The sequence below is a fragment of the Bradyrhizobium sp. F1.13.3 genome, assembly GCF_040548265.1.
Classification (GTDB): domain Bacteria; phylum Pseudomonadota; class Alphaproteobacteria; order Rhizobiales; family Xanthobacteraceae; genus Bradyrhizobium.
This window is the reverse complement of sequence record NZ_JBEPRI010000011.1, coordinates 175,229-194,361: the sequence shown is the minus strand read 5'-3', so window position 1 is coordinate 194,361 and position 19,133 is coordinate 175,229. Positions and strand designations below refer to the sequence as shown.

16 protein-coding genes are annotated in these 19,133 nt (G+C 64.8%); 9 read left to right on the top strand and 7 right to left on the bottom strand.

What is annotated here, in order from left to right; all coding sequences use genetic code 11:
- Nucleotides 1-8: 8 nt before the first annotated feature.
- The 3 genes from ABIB66_RS27505 to ABIB66_RS27495 form a co-directional block, all read right to left on the bottom strand.
- Entirely contained in the window at nt 9-722 is a 714-nt protein-coding gene (locus tag ABIB66_RS27505) for an ABC transporter ATP-binding protein (protein ID WP_275172321.1), read from the bottom strand.
- Nucleotides 719-1,516: an ABC transporter ATP-binding protein gene (locus ABIB66_RS27500; protein ID WP_275172320.1), complete on the bottom strand. Its 798-nt coding sequence runs from the start codon at nt 1,514-1,516 to the stop codon at nt 719-721. The genes ABIB66_RS27505 and ABIB66_RS27500 overlap by 4 nt, the downstream gene beginning before the upstream one ends.
- A gap of 66 nt (nt 1,517-1,582) precedes the next feature.
- Entirely contained in the window at nt 1,583-2,449 is an 867-nt protein-coding gene (locus ABIB66_RS27495; protein WP_199198222.1) for an IclR family transcriptional regulator, read from the bottom strand.
- A gap of 128 nt (nt 2,450-2,577) precedes the next feature.
- Between ABIB66_RS27495 and ABIB66_RS27490 the strand changes: the two genes are divergently transcribed.
- The 6 genes from ABIB66_RS27490 (at nt 2,578) to ABIB66_RS27465 (ending at nt 11,294) form a co-directional block, all read left to right on the top strand.
- Complete coding sequence (locus ABIB66_RS27490) at nt 2,578-4,674, top strand: 3-hydroxyacyl-CoA dehydrogenase NAD-binding domain-containing protein (protein ID WP_275172319.1); 2,097 nt, start codon at nt 2,578-2,580, stop codon at nt 4,672-4,674.
- A 205-nt stretch (nt 4,675-4,879) separates the two neighbouring features.
- Nucleotides 4,880-6,574 carry a dicarboxylate--CoA ligase PimA gene (gene pimA, locus ABIB66_RS27485; RefSeq protein ID WP_354209516.1) on the top strand — a complete coding sequence of 565 codons (1,695 nt, stop codon included), beginning with the start codon at nt 4,880-4,882 and terminating at the stop codon, nt 6,572-6,574.
- Nucleotides 6,571-7,758 carry an acetyl-CoA C-acyltransferase gene (locus ABIB66_RS27480; RefSeq protein ID WP_354209515.1) on the top strand — a complete coding sequence of 396 codons (1,188 nt, stop codon included), beginning with the start codon at nt 6,571-6,573 and terminating at the stop codon, nt 7,756-7,758. The genes pimA and ABIB66_RS27480 overlap by 4 nt, the downstream gene beginning before the upstream one ends.
- A 140-nt stretch (nt 7,759-7,898) precedes the next feature.
- The gene (gene pimC / locus ABIB66_RS27475) at nt 7,899-9,089 is read left to right on the top strand and encodes a pimeloyl-CoA dehydrogenase large subunit (protein WP_354209514.1); all 1,191 of its coding nucleotides are present in this window, start codon (nt 7,899-7,901) and stop codon (nt 9,087-9,089) included.
- A 131-nt stretch (nt 9,090-9,220) separates the two neighbouring features.
- Nucleotides 9,221-10,363 (top strand): pimeloyl-CoA dehydrogenase small subunit, encoded by a 1,143-nt coding sequence (pimD, locus tag ABIB66_RS27470; protein ID WP_354209513.1) that lies wholly within the window; start codon nt 9,221-9,223, stop codon nt 10,361-10,363.
- A 157-nt stretch (nt 10,364-10,520) separates the two neighbouring features.
- Nucleotides 10,521-11,294 (top strand): SDR family NAD(P)-dependent oxidoreductase, encoded by a 774-nt coding sequence (locus ABIB66_RS27465; RefSeq protein WP_275172314.1) that lies wholly within the window; start codon nt 10,521-10,523, stop codon nt 11,292-11,294.
- Between the two features lie 14 nt (nt 11,295-11,308).
- On the opposite strand, the gene ABIB66_RS27460 is transcribed toward ABIB66_RS27465, so the two are convergent.
- Entirely contained in the window at nt 11,309-12,202 is an 894-nt protein-coding gene (locus ABIB66_RS27460; protein WP_275172313.1) for a hypothetical protein, read from the bottom strand.
- Nucleotide 12,203: 1 nt separating this feature from the next.
- Complete coding sequence (locus ABIB66_RS27455) at nt 12,204-13,562, bottom strand: MBOAT family O-acyltransferase (RefSeq protein ID WP_354256212.1); 1,359 nt, start codon at nt 13,560-13,562, stop codon at nt 12,204-12,206.
- 196 nt (nt 13,563-13,758) lie between these two features.
- Between ABIB66_RS27455 and glpK the strand changes: the two genes are divergently transcribed.
- Nucleotides 13,759-15,264 carry a glycerol kinase GlpK gene (glpK, locus tag ABIB66_RS27450; RefSeq protein ID WP_354209511.1) on the top strand — a complete coding sequence of 502 codons (1,506 nt, stop codon included), beginning with the start codon at nt 13,759-13,761 and terminating at the stop codon, nt 15,262-15,264.
- 190 nt (nt 15,265-15,454) lie between these two features.
- Entirely contained in the window at nt 15,455-16,048 is a 594-nt protein-coding gene (locus tag ABIB66_RS27445; protein WP_354209510.1) for a GNAT family N-acetyltransferase, read from the top strand.
- Between the two features lie 128 nt (nt 16,049-16,176).
- Here the strand turns inward: ABIB66_RS27445 and ABIB66_RS27440 are convergent, their stop codons facing one another.
- On the bottom strand, nt 16,177-17,124 hold the full coding sequence (locus tag ABIB66_RS27440) for a threonine/serine dehydratase (RefSeq protein WP_354209509.1): 948 nt from the start codon (nt 17,122-17,124) through the stop codon (nt 16,177-16,179).
- Between the two features lie 154 nt (nt 17,125-17,278).
- Between ABIB66_RS27440 and ABIB66_RS27435 the strand changes: the two genes are divergently transcribed.
- Nucleotides 17,279-17,908 (top strand): glutathione S-transferase family protein, encoded by a 630-nt coding sequence (locus ABIB66_RS27435; RefSeq protein ID WP_354209508.1) that lies wholly within the window; start codon nt 17,279-17,281, stop codon nt 17,906-17,908.
- A 196-nt stretch (nt 17,909-18,104) separates the two neighbouring features.
- On the opposite strand, the gene ABIB66_RS27430 is transcribed toward ABIB66_RS27435, so the two are convergent.
- Nucleotides 18,105-19,112, bottom strand: coding sequence for a DUF3592 domain-containing protein (locus tag ABIB66_RS27430; RefSeq protein WP_354209507.1), 1,008 nt, complete (start codon nt 19,110-19,112; stop codon nt 18,105-18,107).
- Nucleotides 19,113-19,133 lie beyond the last annotated feature (21 nt).

Genomic DNA, 19,133 nt, shown 5'->3' with positions numbered 1-19,133 from the left:
CCGGCTCCTCAGTAACCCAGATAGGATTTGCGGATTTCTTCGTTGTTCGCGATGTCCTTGGCGTTGCCCGACATCACGATGCGTCCGGTCTCGATCACATAGGCCTGGTCGGCGAGCTCAAGAGCGAGCTGGGCGTTCTGCTCGACCACCAGGATCGACACCTTGTCCTCGCGATTGATCTTGCCGAGGATGCCGAACAGGTCGCGCACGACGAGCGGCGCCAGGCCGAACGAAGGCTCGTCCAGCAGCATCAGCCGCGGCCGCAGCATCAGGGCGCGGGCGACCGCGAGCATCTGCTGCTCGCCGCCCGAAAGCGTGCCGGCCTGCTGGGTATGCCGCTGCTTGAGCACCGGGAAATGCGCATACATGCGCTCGATGTCGGAGATGATGCCGGCGCTGTCCTTGCGGGTGATGGCGCCGAGCTGGAGGTTTTCCTCCACCGTCATGGTGGTGAAGGTGCCGCGGCCCTGCGGCACATGGGCGATGCCGAACCGCACGATGCTCTCGGTGGAGCGGTTGTTCAGCGGCTTGCCGTCGAACTCGATGCCGCCGGTCGAGCGCACCATGTTGCAGATCGCGCGCAGCGTAGTGGTCTTGCCGGCGCCGTTGGCTCCCAGCAGCGTGGTCAGCGATCCCTCGCTGAGCGAGAAGGACAGGCCGTGGAGCGCCTGGACCTGGCCGTAATAGGCGCGCAGGTCCTTGACGTTGAGCAGCGTCGTCATTGGTCCTTGCTCCCGAGATAGGCCTTGATGACTTCGGGATCCGCCTGCACCTGGGCCGGCGTGCCTTCCGCGAGCTTCTTGCCGAAATTCAGTGCGACGACGTGGTCGGCGATCGACATCACGAGACCCATGTGATGCTCGACCAGGAGCACGGTCATGTGGCGGTCGTCGCGGATACGGCGGATGAGATCGCCGAGCGCGTAGACTTCCTCGTGGTTGAGACCGCCGGCGGGCTCGTCGAGCAGCAGGATCTTCGGATCGGCAGCGAGCGCGCGCGCCAGCTCGACGCGCTTCTGCGTGCCGAACGGCAGGCCGGACACGACGGTGTGGGCGACGTCCTCGAGGTCGAGATAGGCGAGGATCTCGTGCACCTTCTTGTTGACCTCGCTCTCGCTGCGGCGAATCCAGGCCAGACGCAGCGAGTCGCTGATGATGTCGCTGGAGGTGCGGGCATGGGTGCCGACGCGGACATTGTCCATCACGGAGAGGTTCGGAAACAGCGCCACGTTCTGGAAGGTGCGGCCGATGCCGATCTCAGCGATCCGGTGCGGCGGGCGCGTCAGGATGCTCGCGCCCTCCATCAGGATGTTGCCGGACGACGGCTGGTACAGCCGCGAGAGGCAGTTGAAGAGCGTAGTCTTGCCGGCGCCGTTGGGGCCGATCAAACCGAGGATCTGGCCCTTGTGCATGTCAAAGGACACACCGTTGAGCGCGACGATGCCGCCGAACACGACGCTGACGTCGCGAACCGCGAGCAGGGGCGATGTCCCCTGCGCGAGCTGTGCCTGCGTCATCTCGTCTCGCCCACTCTGTTCGGTGAGCGAAGGGGCGATGTGAACCGCTCCCGATGACGACAAAGGCTATCTGATCCCCTCGGCCACACGCGCAACTTTCCCTCCTGATTTCAGCTTTTTGCTGACGTCTTTTTTGGAATGCGGCATCAGACCCCCAAGTGCCGCTTCGATGTTCCTTACCATCGCAAGCAGACGCGGTCCAATGTCGTTGATCAATCGCTCTTCCGTGAAGCGGAATGCGGGCGCGCCGCAATTGAATGCGTAAGGACCGGTTCCGTCGTTGAGCCTGAGCGCGACGCCGGCGGCGCCGATGTCGTCGTGCCAGTCGCCGACCGAAATCGCAAATCCGTATTTCGCGACCGTCTCGCCGGAACGTTCCAGCCCGTCGCGCATCTTGGGCCAGCGGCTGCCGTAATGTTCGCGCAAGACACGAGACAGTTCCGCCCGATCGTTTTCCTCGAGCGCCCAGAAATAGGCGCGGCCCATCGCGCTGGTTGCAATCGGCACGCGGGAGCCGACGTCAAGTTGAACGCCGACCGTCTCGCTGCCGCGGCTTTGCCCGAAATAGATCATGCTGTGACGGTCGCGGCCGCCGACGGCAACGGCCCCTCCGGTGGCGCGCATCATTTCCTCGCGGAATGGTTCGGACAAATGCCGAACGCCGAGATTGGACAACGCGGCGTAGCCGAGCGCCATCGCGGCCGGCGCAAGCTGATATTTCTCGAAGCGGGGAACCGGCGTCAGATAGCCGAGCTTGGTCAACGTATAGGTCAGCCGCGAAACGGTCGGTTTGGGCAAATTGGTGCGGGCCGCGATTTCCTGATTGCCAAGAAGTCCGTCGCTGGGCTGGAATGCGCGCAATACGTCTAGTCCGCGGGAAAGCGCGACGACGAAATTCCGATCGGTCGCTGGCTTCTTTCCTGTACGCTTCATCCCTGATCTGCTTCTTGCGCGGAGTCGTTGACAAGCCACGTGCTTCAAAATAACCCTGCCGTCAAGATGCGGAATTAAATTCCGCAGTGCGAAATTGAACAAAAGTTACCCCACCAAGGAGGAACACCGTGAGCGAAGTGGTCAAGCTTGAGCGTCATGACGAAGTCGGGATCGTCACGGTCGACAGCCCTCCGGTGAATGCACTGAGCGCGGCGGTTCGCGGCGGAATTCTGGAGTGCATCAAGGCCGCGGTCGCCGATCCCGCAATTAAGGGCATCGTGCTGACCTGTGCCGGCCGCACCTTCATCGCGGGCGCCGACATCACCGAATTCGGCAAGCCGCCGAAGCCGCCCGCCCTCAACGACGTGCTTTCCGAGATCGAGAATTCGCCGAAGCCGGTCGTGGCCGCGATCCACGGCACCGCGCTCGGCGGCGGCCTCGAGGTCGCGCTCGCCTGTCATTTCCGCGTTGCAGTAAAGGAAGCCAAGCTCGGCCTGCCCGAGGTGAAGCTCGGCCTGTTGCCGGGCGCCGGCGGCACCCAGCGCCTTCCGCGCGCGGTCGGACCGGAGCTTGCGGTCAAGATGATCGTCGGCGGTGATCCGATCGGCGCGGCGGAAGCGCTGAAGAACGGTCTGATCGAGGAGATCGTCGAGGGCCCGGCCGCCGGAGGCGAAGCCTTCGTGCGAAAGCTGCTGGCTGAAAAGCGTCCGCTGCGCCGTCTGCGCGACGATGATTCCAAGATCGCGGCGGCCAAGGCCGACCGCTCGATCTTCACCAATGCGGTTGCCGCCATGACCAAGAAGTCGCGCGGCCTGGAAGCGCCGTTCGCGGCGGCCGACGCGGTCGGCTACGCCATCGACCTGCCGTTCGACGAAGGTCTGAAGAAGGAGCGCGAAGGCTTTCTGAAGCTCGTCGCCAGCGATCAGTCCAAGGCGCAGCGTTATGCCTTCTTCGCCGAGCGCGAGGCCAGCAAGATCGCCGGCGTTCCCGAAGGGACCAAGCCGCGGCCCGTGAACCGCGTCGCCATCCTCGGCGCCGGCACGATGGGCGGCGGCATCGCGATGTCCTTTGCCAATGCCGGCGTTCCCGTCACCCTGATCGAGACCGGCGAGGAGCAGCTCAAGCGCGGCATGGGCATCATGCAGAAGAACTGGGAAGCGACCGCGGCGCGCGGCGGTATCCCGGCGGATGCGCCCGCCAAGCGCATGGCGCTGATCAACGGCGTCGTGGGCATCGAGAACGTCGGCGATGCCGACCTCGTCATCGAAGCCGTGTTCGAGACCATGGCGGTGAAGAAGGAAGTGTTCGGCAAGCTCGACCAGTACGTCAAGCCGGGTGCCGTGCTCGCTTCCAACACCTCGTACCTGAACATCGACGAGATCGCGAAGTCGACCAAACGCCCGCAGGACGTGCTCGGCATGCACTTCTTCTCGCCCGCCAACGTCATGAAATTGTGCGAGATCGTGCGCGCCGACAAGACCGCGCCGGATGCCCTTGTGACGGCGGTCTCGATCGCGCGCAAGATCGCAAAGGTGCCGGCCGTGGTCGGCGTCTGCGACGGCTTTGTCGGCAACCGCATGCTGGCCCAGCGCGGCAAGCAGTCCGAAAAGCTGCTGTTCGAAGGCGCCTTGCCGCAGCAGGTCGATGCCGTGGTCACGAAATTCGGCATGCCGATGGGGCCGTTCGCGATGGGCGACCTCGCCGGCCTCGACATCGGCTGGCGCTCGCGCAAGGACCGCGGCATCAAGTCGGAGATCGCGGACGCGCTCTGCGAAGCCGGTCGCTTTGGCCAGAAGACCGGCAAGGGCTATTACAAATACGAAGCCGGCTCCCGCGCGGCGCTGCCCGATCCCGAGGTCGAGAAGCTGATCGACGAGACGCTGCTGCGCCTCGGCCGCAAGAAGCGAATCGTCAGCGACGACGAGATCCTCGAACGCATGATGTATCCGATGATCAACGAGGGCGCGAAGATCCTGGAAGAAGGCATTGCCGCGCGCCCGTCCGATATCGACGTGGTCTGGCTCTATGGCTATGGCTGGCCGATCTACCGCGGCGGCCCGATGTTCTGGGCCGACACCGTCGGCCTCAAGCACATCGCCGATCGTCTCTCCTACTATGCCAAGGAGACCAACGACCCCAGCCTCGAGCCCGCGCCACTGCTGAAGAAGCTGGCGGCAGAAGGCAAGACCTTCGCGTCACTCGCGGCGGGCTCGAAAGCAGCGTGATTGGATTGGGCTCGGTGACTGCGAACACCTTTGCCAAGGCAACGCTCTCTCCTTTCCCTCCCCCCTTGTGGGGGAGGGTCAGGGAGGGGGGTGGCCCCAGGCGAGGTCCAAGTTCGTGGCACCCCCTTCCCCAACCCTTCCCCACAAGGGGGAAGGGAGCCCGTCTGTCTATGCCCGCTTTACGTTTGCAGAGCATTGATCGTTAATGACCCATCCCGGCGAACAGTTTTATCCCGAGGGCGTGCGCTGGGACGACACCATCGTCCAGGGTTCGTTGCCTGACCTGCTGGCAAAAGCCGCGACCGAGTACGGCCCGCGCACCGCGCTGGAATTCCGCGATCGTCCGATCACCTACACCGAACTCGCCGCGATGGCGGAGCGTGCGGCGGCTGCATTCCTCCGCGCCGGCTGCAGCAAGAACAGCTCGGTGGCGCTGTTCCTCGGCAACACGCCCGATCATCCCGTCAATTTTTTCGGCGCGCTGAAGGCCGGCGCCCGCGTCGCGCATCTATCACCGCTCGACGGCGAGATCGCGCTGACCCACAAGGTCTCCGATTCCGGTTCGCGCCTGCTCGTCACCTCCAACCTCGCGGCACTGCTGCCGACCGCGCTGAAATTCCTGGAGAAGGGCCTGATCGACCGCCTGGTCGTCTGCGAGGACGACAATTGGGGCAAGGTCGGCACGCCGCAGGCCGCGGTCCCCAATGATCCCCGCATCGTCACCTTCAAGACCTTCGTCGAGGGCGCTACCGCGCCGGCACAGTGGCCGTCGGTGACGGCGGACGACGTCGCGCTGCTGCAATATACCGGTGGCACCACCGGGCTGCCCAAGGGCGCGATGCTGACCCATGGCAATCTCACCTCGGCCGTGTCGATCTACGACGTCTGGGGCAAGCCGTCGCGCGCGACGCGCGGCGACGTCGTCGAGCGCGTGATCTGCGTGCTGCCGCTGTTCCACATCTATGCGCTCACCGTCGTGCTGCTGTCCTCGCTCAGGCGTGGCAATCTGATCTCGCTGCATCAGCGTTTTGACGTCGAAGCGGTGATGCGCGACATCGAAATCAAGCGCGCGACTTATTTTCCCGGCGTGCCGACGATGTGGATTGCGATCGCAGCCCTTCCCGATCTCGACAAGCGCGATTTCTCCTCGCTGGCGACGATCGGCTCCGGGGGCGCGCCGCTGCCCGTGGAGATCGCGAATTTCTTCGAGCGCAAGGTGGGCAAGAAGCTCCGCAGCGGCTGGGGCATGACCGAGACCTGTTCGCCTGGCACCGGCCATCCGCCCACAGGTCCCGAGAAGCCTGGCTCGATCGGACTGATGCTGCCCGGCATCGAACTCGACGTCGTTGCCCTGGACGATCCCACGAAGGTGCTGCCGCCGGGTGAAGTTGGCGAGATCCGCATCAAGGGCCCGAACGTCACCAAAGGCTACTGGAACAAGCCCGAGGGATCGGCCGAGGCCTTTGTCGACGGCCGCTTTCTCACCGGCGACATCGGCTATGTCGACACCGACGGCTATTTCTTCCTGGTCGACCGCAAGAAGGACATGATCATCTCCGGCGGCTTCAACGTCTATCCGCAGATGATCGAGCAGGCGATCTACACCATACCAGGCGTGCACGAGGTGATCGTGCTCGGCATCCCCGACCAGTACCGCGGGGAGGCCGCCAAAGCCTTCATCAAGCTGAAGCCGGATGCAAAGCCGTTCTCGCTTGACGAGCTGCGCGCGCAGCTCGCCGGCAAGCTCGGCAAGCACGAATTGCCGGCGGAGGTCGAATTCGTCGACGATCTGCCGCGCACGCCGGTCGGAAAGCTGTCGCGCCATGAGTTGCGTCAGCAGCAGAAACCATCACAATCCGCCCAACTTGCCACCCGACTTGCATCAGGAGATCGCTCTTGACCGACGCCGTCATCGTTTCCACAGCCCGCACCCCGATCGGGAAGGCCTATCGCGGCGCGCTCAACGCCACCGAGGGCGCAACCCTGCTCGGCCACGCCATCGGCGAGGCCGTCGCGCGCGCCAAGATCGACCCCAAGGAGGTCGAGGACGTGGTGATGGGCGCAGCGCTGCAGCAGGGCGCGACCGGCGGCAACATCGCGCGCAAGGCGCTGCTCCGTGCTGGTCTCCCCGTCACCGTTGCCGGCACCACCATCGACCGGCAATGCGCCTCCGGCCTGCAGGCGATCGCACTCGCCGCGCGTTCGGTGATCTTCGACGGCGTCGAGATCGCGGTCGGCGGCGGCGGAGAGTCCATCTCGCTGGTGCAGAACGACAAGATGAACGGCTTCCACGCGCAGGATCCGGCGCTGCTCGAGATCAAGGGCGAGGTCTACATGCCCATGATCGACACCGCCGAAATCGTCGCCAAGCGCTACGGCATCTCGCGCGAGAAGCAGGACGAATATTCGCTGGAAAGCCAGCGCCGCACGGCCGCGGCCCAGCAGGGCGGCAAGTTCAAGGACGAGCTCGCACCGATCACCACCAAAATGGCGGTGACCGACAAGGCGACCGGTGCAGTCTCGTTCAAGGACGTCACGCTCTCTCAGGACGAGGGCCCGCGCCCCGAGACCACCGCTGAAGGTCTTGCCGGCCTCAAGGCCGTGCGCGGCGAGGGATTTTCGGTCACCGCCGGCAATGCCAGCCAGCTTTCGGACGGGGCCAGCGCAAGCGTGATCATGAGCGACAAGGAAGCGGCCAAGCGCGGGCTGAACCCGCTCGGCATCTTCCGCGGCTTCGTCTCCGCCGGCTGCGAGCCGGACGAGATGGGCATCGGCCCGGTGTTCGCCGTGCCGCGCCTGCTCAAGCGTCATGGCCTCACCGTCGACGATATCGGCCTGTGGGAGCTGAACGAAGCCTTCGCGGTGCAGGTGCTGTATTGCCGCGACAAGCTCGGCATCGACCCCGACAAGATCAACGTCGACGGCGGCGCGATTGCGGTCGGCCATCCCTACGGCATGTCGGGCGCGCGCCTCACCGGCCACGCTCTTATCGAAGGCCGCCGCCGCAAGGCGAAGTACGCGGTCGTCACCATGTGCGTCGGCGGCGGCATGGGCGCGGCGGGGCTTTTTGAGGTGTTGCAGTAGTTGCGTCGTCCCGGCGAAAGCCGGGACCCATACTCCGCAGCCGGAGTGTGGTGCTCAGACAGCAGTTGCCTTCGCACAACGAAGGCGGGTGGTAATGGGTCCTGGCTTTCGCCAGGACGACGAGGAAACAGGAGGATCCGATGGATCTCGCATTCACGAAAGAAGAGCAGGCGTTTCGCGAGCAAGTGCGGTCATTCTTCCGCGACAACGTGCCGCCGGATACGCGGCGCAAGCTGGTCGAGGGCCGCCACCTCTCGAAGGACGAGATGGTGACGTGGTGGCGCATCCTCAACAAGAAGGGGTGGGGCGTCAGCCACTGGCCCAAGCAATATGGTGGCACCGGCTGGACCTCCGTGCAGCACTACATCTTCAACGAGGAGCTGCAGTCCTATCCGGCGCCGCAGCCGCTCGCCTTCGGCGTCAGCATGGTCGGTCCTGTCATCTACACCTTCGGCAATGAAGAGCAGAAGAAGCAATATCTGCCCCGCATCGCCAATGTCGACGATTGGTGGTGCCAGGGCTTCTCCGAGCCCGGCTCCGGCTCCGACCTCGCCTCGCTGAAGACCAAGGCCGAGCGCAAGGGCGACAAGTGGATCATCAACGGCCAGAAGACCTGGACGACGCTCGCCCAGCACGCCGACATGATCTTCTGCCTGTGCCGCACCGATGCGACCGCCAAGAAGCAGATGGGCATCTCCTTCATCGTGTTCTCGATGAAGTCCAAGGGCGTCACCGTGCGTCCGATCCAGACCATCGACGGGGGCGTCGAGGTCAACGAGGTCTTCTTCGACGACGTCGAGGTGCCCATCGAGAACCTGATCGGCGAGGAGAACAAGGGCTGGGACTACGCGAAATTCCTGCTCGGCAATGAGCGCACCGGCATCGCCCGCGTCGGCGTCTCCAAGGAGCGGCTGCGCCGCATCCGCGATCTCGCCTCCAAGGTCGAATCCGGCGGCAAGCCGATCATTCAGGACGCGGCCTTCCGCGACAAGCTGGCGGCCTGCGAGATCGAGCTCAAGGCGCTCGAGCTCACGCAGCTCCGCGTCGTCGCCGACGAAGGCAAACACGGCAAGGGCAAGCCCAATCCGGCTTCCTCGGTGCTGAAGATCAAGGGCTCCGAGATCCAGCAGACCACCACCGAGCTGCTGATGGAAGTGATCGGCCCGTTCGCAGCACCCTATGACGTGCACGGCGACGACGGCTCGAACGAAGCCATGGACTGGACCGCCCAGATCGCGCCGAGCTACTTCAACAACCGCAAGGTCTCGATCTACGGCGGCTCCAACGAGATCCAGCGCAACATCATCGCCAAGGCGGTGCTGGGGCTGTGATCCTACACTATCAACACGCACTCACCGTCATGGCCGGGCTTGACCCGGCCATCCACGCCTAGCGCTGCGAAGAACGTGGATGCCCGGCACAAGGCCGGGCATGACGAAATCGATACCGGAGAGCAAAGAACATGGATTTTGATCTGAACGAGGAGCAACGGCTTCTCAAGGAAAGCATCGACGGCCTCTTGACCGATTCCTACGATTTCGAGAGTCGCAAGAAGTACATGAAGGAGAAGGGCGGCTGGAGCAAAACCGTGTGGGGCAAGCTCGCCGAGCAAGGCCTGCTCGGTCTGCCCTTCGCGGAGGCCGATGGCGGCTTCGGCGGCGGCGGCGTCGAGACCATGATCGTGATGGAAGCGCTCGGCAAGGCGCTGGTGCTCGAGCCTTATCTCGCCACCGTCGTGATCGGCGGCGGCTTCCTGCGCCATGCGGGCAGCGATGCGCAGAAGGCCGCGCATGTGCCCGGCATCGTCGACGGCAGCAAGACGCTCGCCTTTGCCCAGCTCGAGAAGAACTCGCGCTACGATCTCTTCGACGTCACGACGACGGCGAAGAAGAAGGGCGACGGTTGGGTCATCGACGGCGAGAAGTTCGTCGTGCTCAACGGCGAGAACGCAGACACCCTCATCGTGACCGCGCGCACCAAGGGCGAGCGCCGCGACAAGAGCGGCATCGGCGTGTTCCTGGTGCCGGCCGATGCCAAGGGCGTCGCCAAGAAGTCGTACCCGACCCAGGACGGCCTGCACGCCGCCGACATCACCTTCACCGGTGTCGAGGTCGGTGCCGATGCGGCGCTCGGCAATCCCGACGATTCGCTCGCGCTGATCGAGCGTGTGGTCGACGAAGCCCGCATCGCGCTCTGCGCCGAAGCGGTCGGCCTGATGGACGAGTCGCTGAAGACCACGGTCGAGTACATCAAGACGCGCAAGCAGTTCGGTGTCGCGATCGGCTCGTTCCAGTCGCTGCAGCACCGCGCCTCCGACATGTTCGTCGCCGCCGAGCAGGCGCGATCGATGTCGATGTTCGCGACCATGGCTGCCGATTTCGAGGACGCCAAGGAGCGCAGCAACGCCGTTGCCGCGGCCAAGGTGCAGATCGGCAAGTCGCTAAAGTTCGTGGGACAGCAGGCGATCCAGCTCCACGGCGGCATCGGCATGACCATGGAGGCGAAGATCGGCCATTACTTCAAGCGCCTGACCATGATCGAGAACTCGTTCGGCGACACCGACTACCACCAGCGCCGCGTGGCGGACGGTGGCGGGTTGATCTAGTGCCGGATCGCGAGGCGGCAGCCGCATAAAGATCGTCATGCCCGGGCTTGTCCCGGGCATCCACGGCTTGGCGGCGAGACAAAGGCGTGGATGGCCGGGACAAGCCCGGCCATGACGATGAAGCAAGCGAGCTGAATCAGAAGAGGGAGCAACAACAATGAAAAACACCCCGTTCGATCTCACCGGCAAGGTCGCCGTGGTCACCGGCTCCAGCCGCGGCATCGGCCGCTCCTCCGCCGAACTGCTCGCAAAGCTCGGCGCCAAAGTGGTGGTCTCCTCGCGCAAGGCGGACGCCTGCCAGGAGGTCGCCGACGGCATCAAGGCGGCCGGTGGCGAGGCCGCCGTCATCCCCTGCAACATCGCGCGCAAGCAAGAGGTCGAGGCGCTGATCGCGGGTGCGACCAAGCACTATGGCAAGATCGACATCCTCGTCTGCAACGCCGCGGTGAACCCGTATTACGGCCCGCTGCTCGACATCACCGACGAGGCCTTCGACAAGATCATGGGCAGCAACGTCAAGAGCAACATCTGGCTCTCCGCGCTGGCGATCCCGCAAATGGCCGAGCGCGGCAACGGCTCCGTCGTCATCATCTCCTCGATCGGCGGCCTGCGCGGCTCGACCGTGATAGGCGCCTACGGCATTTCGAAAGCCGCCGACTTCGCATTGTGCCGTTCGCTCGCCGGCGAATGGGGCCCGAAAGGCGTCCGCGTCAATTGCATCGCGCCCGGCCTCGTCAAGACCGATTTCGCCCGTGCGCTGTGGGAAGACGAAGCGAATCTGAAACGCCGCACCGCCACCACCCCGCTCCGCCGCATCGGCGAGCCCGACGAAATCGCAGGCGCAGTCGCCTACCTCGCCTCCGATGCGTCGAGCTTCATGACCGGACAGACCATCGTCATCGACGGCGGCGTGACGACGGCGGCGCCGTAGTCGCCGGTCCTCTGCTACGGGCGGCGCTCGGCCAAGGTGCGTTCGATGGCGCTTTCGATGGCGCGTACGACGATCAGGGCCGAACGTTCGTCGAGGTGCACGCCGTCGTCCCAACGCAGCTCGCGTCGCGGCGGATCGATCGGCAGCCAAAGCGCGCGATCCGGGAAAGCTTCGTCGACGATCTCGTTGGTGATCCGGACCATGCGGGAGCCTTCGATTTCCGGCGCAAAGGGAACATGGATCAGAAACGCGCGGGTGCCGCGCCGCTGGAGCTCGTCAATGAGCTGCCTGATGCGAACCACATTCGCGCGTACCGGCACGGTCGGGTCAGCTTCGTTCATCTGCTCCAGCGCACGGTCGAGATAGACCTTGTTGTCGAACGTGCCCGGCGGCTGGCTGAGCAGGCGATCCCGCTCGGCGCGCGCCCGGGCGGGATCAGGTTCACCGTGTTTCCACGTCTCATAGCCCGCGATCGCTGTTCGCACCGGGCGCAACAGCAGCGCTTCCGTGCGCGCGCCGCCGGAAAATTTCTCGATCAGCGCGCTGTCCGACTCGCGCGTCAGGACATTCGTCTCGATCAGCACAATCTTCGGCGGGTTCGGCCGGTTCGCGACGATCTCGAGACCTGTCACCGGCGAGCCGCCCGCCAACGAAAGATTGCGGACGCGCGGCGGCGAGAAATACTCCTCCTTGAGACGCCAGGCGACCGAACTGCCGACCAGCACGACTTCAGGCGTGGGATCCTGCACATAGCGGTTCAGGCTGACGAGGCTGCCGCCGCGGGTCGTGACCGCCGGCTGCTGCAGGGCCGAGCCGAAGCGCGCCGTGGTGAAGGCGCAGGCCAGCAGCAGCGCGGTTGCAGCAGCAGCGCACTTGACCAGCCATGAAAGCGTCACATCCTGCGGCATGTCAGAACTGGAAGTAGATGAAAGTGCTGTCGGGCCCCGCTTCGAGACAGGCAAGCGCTGCGAGCGCGCCATAGAGATAGGGCTCCCATCGCCGCAACCGGCCTTCGATCAGCGCGCCGATGCCCGCATGCTGGATGATAACAGGCAAGGCATAGAGCAAAGCCAGATTGGTGAACAGTTTTGGCGGATTGGGCGCGTCCGTCGCCATGAACATTCCCTTGAGATAGCTGAGCGCGTGGTCGAAGTTCGGCAGCTTGAAGAAGATCCAGAGCATCGTGACGCAGAAGAAGACGATGCCCATCCGGATCACCCGCACCGCGGGGCTTCCATCGCCCATGAGTTTCAGGAACGGTCGTTCGATCACGAGCAAGATCCCGTGCGCCATGCCCCACAGAGCGTAGCTCAGGCTGGCACCATGCCAGAGTCCGCCAAGCGTCATCACGATCATCAGGTTGAGACAGGTTCGTCCCGGTCCATGACGGTTGCCGCCGAGCGGAATGTACAAATAGGTCCTGAGCCAGCTCGACAACGAGATGTGCCAACGCGTCCAGAACTCAGAGAATGAGGTCGAGATGTAGGGCAGGTTGAAGTTCACGGGCAGGCGATAGCCGAACAGCAGGCCGAGGCCGAGCGCAATCGCCGAGTAGCCGAAGAAATCGGCGTAGATCTGGTAGCTGTAGAGAAACACCAGCAGCCAGCGATCCTGCGTGCGCAGCGTCTCGTAGAGCGGGAAGTCCATGTAGGACGTCATCTCGTTGAGATTGTTCGCCACATACAGCTTGAAAAAATAGCCGACCAGGATCCACTTCGCGGCCTCGACGAAGGCGACGTCACCAAGCCGCTTGGGAATGATCTGCGGCATGAACTGGGCCGCGCGCGTGATCGGGCCGGACACGAGCTGCGGGAAGAAGATGATGTAGAGGAACACCTCGCGCAAGCGGACGGTGCGTTTCTCGCGCGTCAGGTCGACCAACAGGCTGATGTTGTGGAACGCGAAGAACGAGATGCCGATCGGCAGCGGCAGCCGCAGCAGGAAGTCGATCGGCCCGACGCTGGTGAGATGGGCCGCGGCGGCGTCAACGAACAGGAACTTGTATTTGAAGAACGCCAGCAGGCCGAGATTGAAAACGATGCCGGCCGGCATCCAGAAAGTTCGGTTATCAAACGCAAGCACGAGGCAGAGATAGGTGCCGAGGACCGCGACGAGCAGCAGCGGCAGCAGCTCGGGCTGACCGAAGCCATAGAAGAACACGCTTGCGAGGACGAGCAGCGGGACCTGGAAACCGCGCAGTGAAGGCAGGTAATAGACGCCGAACACGATCGCGACGAAGATGCCGAACTGAAAAGACGTGAAGGTCATGCCGCCCCATTTGCCCGCCCGGCATGTAGCATTTTCGCATTCTCTGTCCTAGCCCCTCCGCACGCGCCGCTTGGCCCGACGAGCGCGGTGGGCTTGACCTTCCGCCTCCAATCCGCTCCTTTTTGGGCCGACACAATGATCCCCTCACGGGACAACGTCAAAGACAACGCCAAAGAAAACATCAAGGTTCGCCGCCATGTCTTTCGTCCTCGCCATCGACCAGGGCACCACCTCCTCGCGCGCGATCGTGTTTCGCGGCGACATTTCCATTGCCGCGAAGGCGCAGGCCGAGTTTCCGCAGCATTTCCCCGCCTCGGGCTGGGTCGAGCACGAGCCGGAGGACATCTGGATCTCGACCGTGACGGTCTGCCGCGACGCGATCGCGCAGGCCGGCATCAGCGCAAAGGACATTGCCGCGATCGGCATCACCAACCAGCGCGAGACCACCGTGGTGTGGGACCGCGCCACCGGGCAGGCCGTGCATCGCGCCATCGTCTGGCAGGACCGCCGCACCGCCGACATCTGCGCGAAACTGAAAGCTGACGGCCGCGAGCCGGTGATCTCGCAGAAGACCGGCCTGATCATCGATCCCTATTTCTCCGGCACCAAGGTCGCCTGGATTCTCGACCACGTCCCCGGCGCGCGTGCGCGTGCCGCGCGCGGCGAATTGATGTTCGGCACCGTCGATTGCTATCTGCTGTGGCGCCTCACCGGCGGCAAGGTGCATGCCACCGACGCCACCAACGCCTCGCGCACGCTGCTGTTCAACATCCACACCGGCCAGTGGGACGACGAGCTCTTGGAGATCATCGGGGTGCCGCGCTCGATGCTGCCCGAGGTGAAGGATTCCTCCGCCCGTTTCGGCGAGAGCACGCCGGACCTGTTCGGCGGCGCGATTGCGATCTCCGGCATCGCCGGCGACCAGCAGGCCGCGACCATCGGCCAGGCCTGCTTCCGTCCGGGCATGATGAAGTCGACTTACGGCACCGGCTGCTTCGCCCTGCTCAACACCGGCACTACGCCCGTGGCTTCGAAGAACAAGCTGCTCACCACCATCGCCTACCAGCTCGGTGGCAAACGCACCTACGCGCTCGAAGGCTCGATCTTCGTCGCGGGCTCCGCGGTGCAGTGGCTGCGCGACGGCCTCGGCATCATCAAGCACGCGGCCGAGACCGGACCTCTTGCCGATCAGTCGGACTCCATGCAGAGCGTCTATCTCGTCCCGGCCTTCGTCGGCATGGGCGCGCCGTACTGGAATCCGCGCGTGCGCGGCGCGCTGTTCGGCCTCACCCGCAACACCGGCCCGGCCGAGCTTGCCCACGCCGCGCTCGAAAGCGTCTGCTACCAGACGTTTGATCTCTGGGCCGCGATGCGCGCCGACTGGCCGAGCTCGGAGGTGGCCAGCGTCGTGCTCCGCGTCGACGGCGGCATGACCGCGTCCGACTGGACCATGCAGCGCCTCGCCGACCTGCTCGACGCGCCGGTCGATCGCCCCGTGATCCAGGAGACGACGGCACTGGGCGCCGCCTATCTCGCCGGCCTCCAGGCCGGCGTCTATCCCGAACCGACCAAGTTCGCCGACAACTGGCGCCTCGAGCACCGCTTCAAGCCGAACATGAGCCAGGCGACGCGCGAGCGGAAGCTGGCGGGCTGGGCGAGGGCGGTGAAGGGCGTGCTCGCGAGCGATGAGGGCGAGGGGTAGCTTAGTCGTCCCGGCCTAGTGCGCAATTGCGCACGGGGGGCCGGGACCCATACCGCGAGGTCTATCGATTGCGGCTGGTGCCAATCCCGAACGACCAATCTTCGCCAAACCACTCCCTGTGGTTATGGGTCCCGGCCTTCGCCGGGACGACATAGAATGCGTAAGTCGCACTCCGCGCTACAGGAACGCAATGATCCTCCCCGACGGTTATTCCGACATTTCCCCCGGCAAGATCGCTGCCGTCGTCACCCATCTCGAGATGACCACGCCCCCTCCGCGCCGTGACGATTCGCCCGGCGCCTGGATCCTGCGCAAGGTCGATACCCACGCGCTTCATTGGTATCGCGACCTCCATCGCCGCGTCGGCGAGGAGTGGTTGTGGTTTTCGCGGACGCGCATGCACGACGCCGAGCTCGCCGCAATCATCCACGCACCGGGCGTCGAGGTCTATGCGCTTGTCTTGGACGGCCGCGATGAAGGCCTGCTGGAGCTGGACTTTCGCGAAGCCGGCCAGTGCGAGCTCGTGTATTTCGGTGTCACCGCAAAACTGATCGGGAGCGGTGCCGCCCGCTTTATGATGAACCGTGCACTTGAAATCGCGTGGTCACGCGACCTGTCCCGCGTCTGGGTGCACACCTGCACCTTCGATCATCCGTCCGCCGTTGCATTCTACCAGCGCTCCGGCTTCCGCCCGTTCCGCCGCCAGATCGAGATTGCCGACGATCCGCGCCTCGATGGCGCCGCTCCGCGAACGGCGGCGAAGCATGTGCCGATCATCGGCTAGTGCGCAGCTGCCTCCCCACCGTCATTGCGAGGAGCCCTTGCGACGAAGCAATCCAGACTGTTTCCGTGGAAAGATACTGGATGCTTCGCTGCGCTCGCAATGACGGAGCGCCGGCACCGCGAAGCTCGCTAGCTGTTGAAATTGACTGCCGTGGTGTTGGCGCCGCAGATCAGCACCGCGACCCGCTCGCCGGGTGAGGGACGATAGCGACCGGAGAGCAAGGCGGCAAATGCGGCCGCGCCACCAGGCTCGGCCACCAGGCGCAGGCTCGACCACAATGCCGCCTGCGCCTGCCTGATCGCATCGTCGGTGACCAGCACGACCTTTTCGACGTGGGCCCGCGCAATCGGAAACATCAATTGTCCGACACGTCGCGGGGCGAGACTATCGGCGGCGATGCCACCCGCGGGCGCATCGATCGGCGCGCCCGCCGCGAAGGCGGCGTGAAGCGTTGGCGATTGCTCCGGCTCGACCGCGACGATGCGCGTCCTGCCGGCACTCCAGGCTGCCATACCACCGATCAGGCCGCCGCCGCCGACTGCCACCAGCACCGTGTCGATGCCCGCTGCATCCTGCTCCAGCTCCATGCCGACGCTGCCCTGGCCGAGCAAGGTCTCGACCTGGTCGTAGGCATGCACGGCCATGGCGCCGGTCTGCGCGACGTGGGTTTCGCTTGCGGCGAGCGCGTCGGCATAACGGCTGCCCGCAATCACGAGTTTCGCGCCATAGCCTTTGATGCGCTCGGCCTTGGCCGGCGAGGTGATGTCGGGCACGAAGATCGTGACGGGAACGCCGAGCCGCTGCGCCGCATAAGCCACCGCCGCGCCGTGATTGCCGCCCGATGCGGCGACGACACCGGCCTCCGGCAACTGGCGCAACAGCAGGTTGGCGAAGGCGCCGCGCGCCTTGAACGATCCGGAATGCTGCAGCATCTCGAGCTTGAAAATGACGGGTGAAGCCGGCAGGCCAAAATCGGCGAGATCGGCCTGGAGGAGTGGCGTGCGCCGGATGTGCGGGCGGATGACGGCCTCGGTCACCGCGATCCGCTCCCGATTAATGTCCATTGTTGCTGTCATGATGCCGTCCTTGATAGCGCATCCGGGAGACGCTGTCGCGGCGCCGTTGCATCCGGCGCAATGCTCCACTTCCATGATTTTGCTTGCGCTACTGCGGCCTTGCCGTGGAAACTGATCGGCCCTGCCTCGTCCAAAGCCAGAAGAGCGCATAACCATGTTCCTGATCGGCCAATATGATTCCCCCTTCGTCCGCCGCGTCGCGATCGCGCTGCGGCTTTACGGGCTCGCCTTCGAGCACCGGCCGTGGTCGACCTTCGGCGACGCCGACAAGATCGCGCCCTATAATCCGCTGCGACGCGTGCCGACGCTGGTGCTCGACGACGGCGAGGCGCTGATCGAGAGCACGGTCATCCTGGACTATCTCGACGAATTGGTAGGGCCGGAGAAGGCGATGCTGCCGCGCTCCGGCGCCGAGCGCCGGCGCCATTTGCGGATCTGCGCGCTCGCTTCCGGCCTCGGTGACAAGGCGGTCAGTCTGCTCTACGAGCGCGTGTTGCGGAAGGAGCAGCTTGCGCTGTGGGTCGAGCGTTGCCAGGCGCAGATCGCGGACGTGCTGAAAGCGCTGGAGGCCGAGCGCGCCAAGGTGGGCACGCCGTACTGGTTGGGTGATCGCATCGGTCACGCCGACATCGCGGTGGCCTGCGTCGTCCGCTTCACCCGCGAGGCGCACCCGCTTCTGTTCGAACCGTCGCGCTATCCGGCGCTGTCGGCGCACGCCGACGCTTGCGAGGCGCTGGCGCCGTTCCGGGAGATCGTGCAACCGCTGGCACCGCCGAAAGGGTGAATCCGCTTGCATGCGGGCGGCGGCGCCGACCGAATGGAAAGCTTGCGCCCCAAGCTCGTCATGCGAGGAGCGAAGCGACGAAGCAATCCAGTCTGTCGACAGCTGAGAGAGTCTGGATTGCTTCGCTTTGCTCGCAATGACGGAGAGTGTGGCGCCGCCTTTGCACTCGATCGACAGACGACGCGTCGCGGCGCCGCTACGCGAACCCGACCTTGATCAGGATCATCAGGAACAGGCCGCCGACGACCGCGCAGACCGCGGCACCGATCAGCGGCCCCAGCGCGCCTTTCCGGCTTGCGGGCTCCAGCACGGCCTGCCCCGGCCGGTCCGGATCGTAATAGACCTTAACGCTCTTCCCGGGCCGGTATTTCGCCGCGCCCTCTTCGGCGACCTCGCGCAGGCCGGAGATCATGGTGCCGTTCCAATCGACTTCGGTGCCGATGAAGTCGCGCTTGCCGACCCTGTAGGCGTAGCGCAGGTCGACCTGATAGCGGGGGACGAGCTTTGACGTCGTCGGTCGATTGTCGTGCTCGGTCTTCTCTTCGACGATTTCCTCGATCACGTCGCAATGGATGACCCTGCCCGACGCGGTCGGCCAGCGCAGGCTGGCGCTCGCCAGCCGGCGCGTCCGGACATAATCGGCGGCGAGGAACACCCCGCCCACGAGCACGATGATCGGCACCGCGAACGCGAATAGCGGGACGCCCTTGTCGGCGTAGAGCACGTGGCCTGCGAACGAATGCGCGGTCAGGGTGGCGGCGATGATGCCGAACACCATTGTGAACGCCACCAGTGCCGCGACGTTCTGCGCGGCGGCGGGCTCCAGCAGCGCCTCGGTCGGTTGCTTCGGATCGACATGGACGTCGACATGGGCACCGACCGGATATCGTCCGGTCAGTTTTGCGGCCAGGACCCTTGTCGTGATGACGGTGCCGCCGACAAAGACCTTGTCGCCTTCCAGCTCCTGGCCGCCGGCCTGATAGCGATAGCGGATGATGGGCTTGGCGTCATTCCGATCGTCCGAGCCGTGTGCCGCCGGCTGGTCAACCCGGGAAACCGTGATGATGCCCTCCACTCTGTCCCAGCTCCGCACCGCGACCATCCGGCCCCACATGCGGACCAGATTGAACAGCGTCAATCCAAACAGCAGCACGGCGACGCCGGCGGCAATCTGGGTCCACATCAATTGTTGGGCGTTCAGCATCCGATTCCCCTGCGCTTCGGC

Bases quoted from the DNA above. Each gene is read 5' to 3' on its own strand.
- ABIB66_RS27455 (WP_354256212.1), bottom strand. From the start codon at position 13,562: ATGACCTTCACGTCTTTTCAGTTCGGCATCTTCGTCGCGATCGTGTTC.
- pimC (WP_354209514.1), top strand. From the start codon at position 7,899: ATGGATCTCGCATTCACGAAAGAAGAGCAGGCGTTTCGCGAGCAAGTG.
- ABIB66_RS27445 (WP_354209510.1), top strand. From the start codon at position 15,455: ATGATCCTCCCCGACGGTTATTCCGACATTTCCCCCGGCAAGATCGCT.
- glpK (WP_354209511.1), top strand. From the start codon at position 13,759: ATGTCTTTCGTCCTCGCCATCGACCAGGGCACCACCTCCTCGCGCGCG.
- ABIB66_RS27440 (WP_354209509.1), bottom strand. From the start codon at position 17,124: ATGACAGCAACAATGGACATTAATCGGGAGCGGATCGCGGTGACCGAG.
- ABIB66_RS27435 (WP_354209508.1), top strand. From the start codon at position 17,279: ATGTTCCTGATCGGCCAATATGATTCCCCCTTCGTCCGCCGCGTCGCG.
- ABIB66_RS27460 (WP_275172313.1), bottom strand. From the start codon at position 12,202: ATGCCGCAGGATGTGACGCTTTCATGGCTGGTCAAGTGCGCTGCTGCT.
- ABIB66_RS27495 (WP_199198222.1), bottom strand. From the start codon at position 2,449: ATGAAGCGTACAGGAAAGAAGCCAGCGACCGATCGGAATTTCGTCGTC.
- ABIB66_RS27505 (WP_275172321.1), bottom strand. From the start codon at position 722: ATGACGACGCTGCTCAACGTCAAGGACCTGCGCGCCTATTACGGCCAG.
- ABIB66_RS27500 (WP_275172320.1), bottom strand. From the start codon at position 1,516: ATGACGCAGGCACAGCTCGCGCAGGGGACATCGCCCCTGCTCGCGGTT.
- pimD (WP_354209513.1), top strand. From the start codon at position 9,221: ATGGATTTTGATCTGAACGAGGAGCAACGGCTTCTCAAGGAAAGCATC.
- pimA (WP_354209516.1), top strand. From the start codon at position 4,880: ATGACCCATCCCGGCGAACAGTTTTATCCCGAGGGCGTGCGCTGGGAC.
- ABIB66_RS27430 (WP_354209507.1), bottom strand. From the start codon at position 19,112: ATGCTGAACGCCCAACAATTGATGTGGACCCAGATTGCCGCCGGCGTC.
- ABIB66_RS27465 (WP_275172314.1), top strand. From the start codon at position 10,521: ATGAAAAACACCCCGTTCGATCTCACCGGCAAGGTCGCCGTGGTCACC.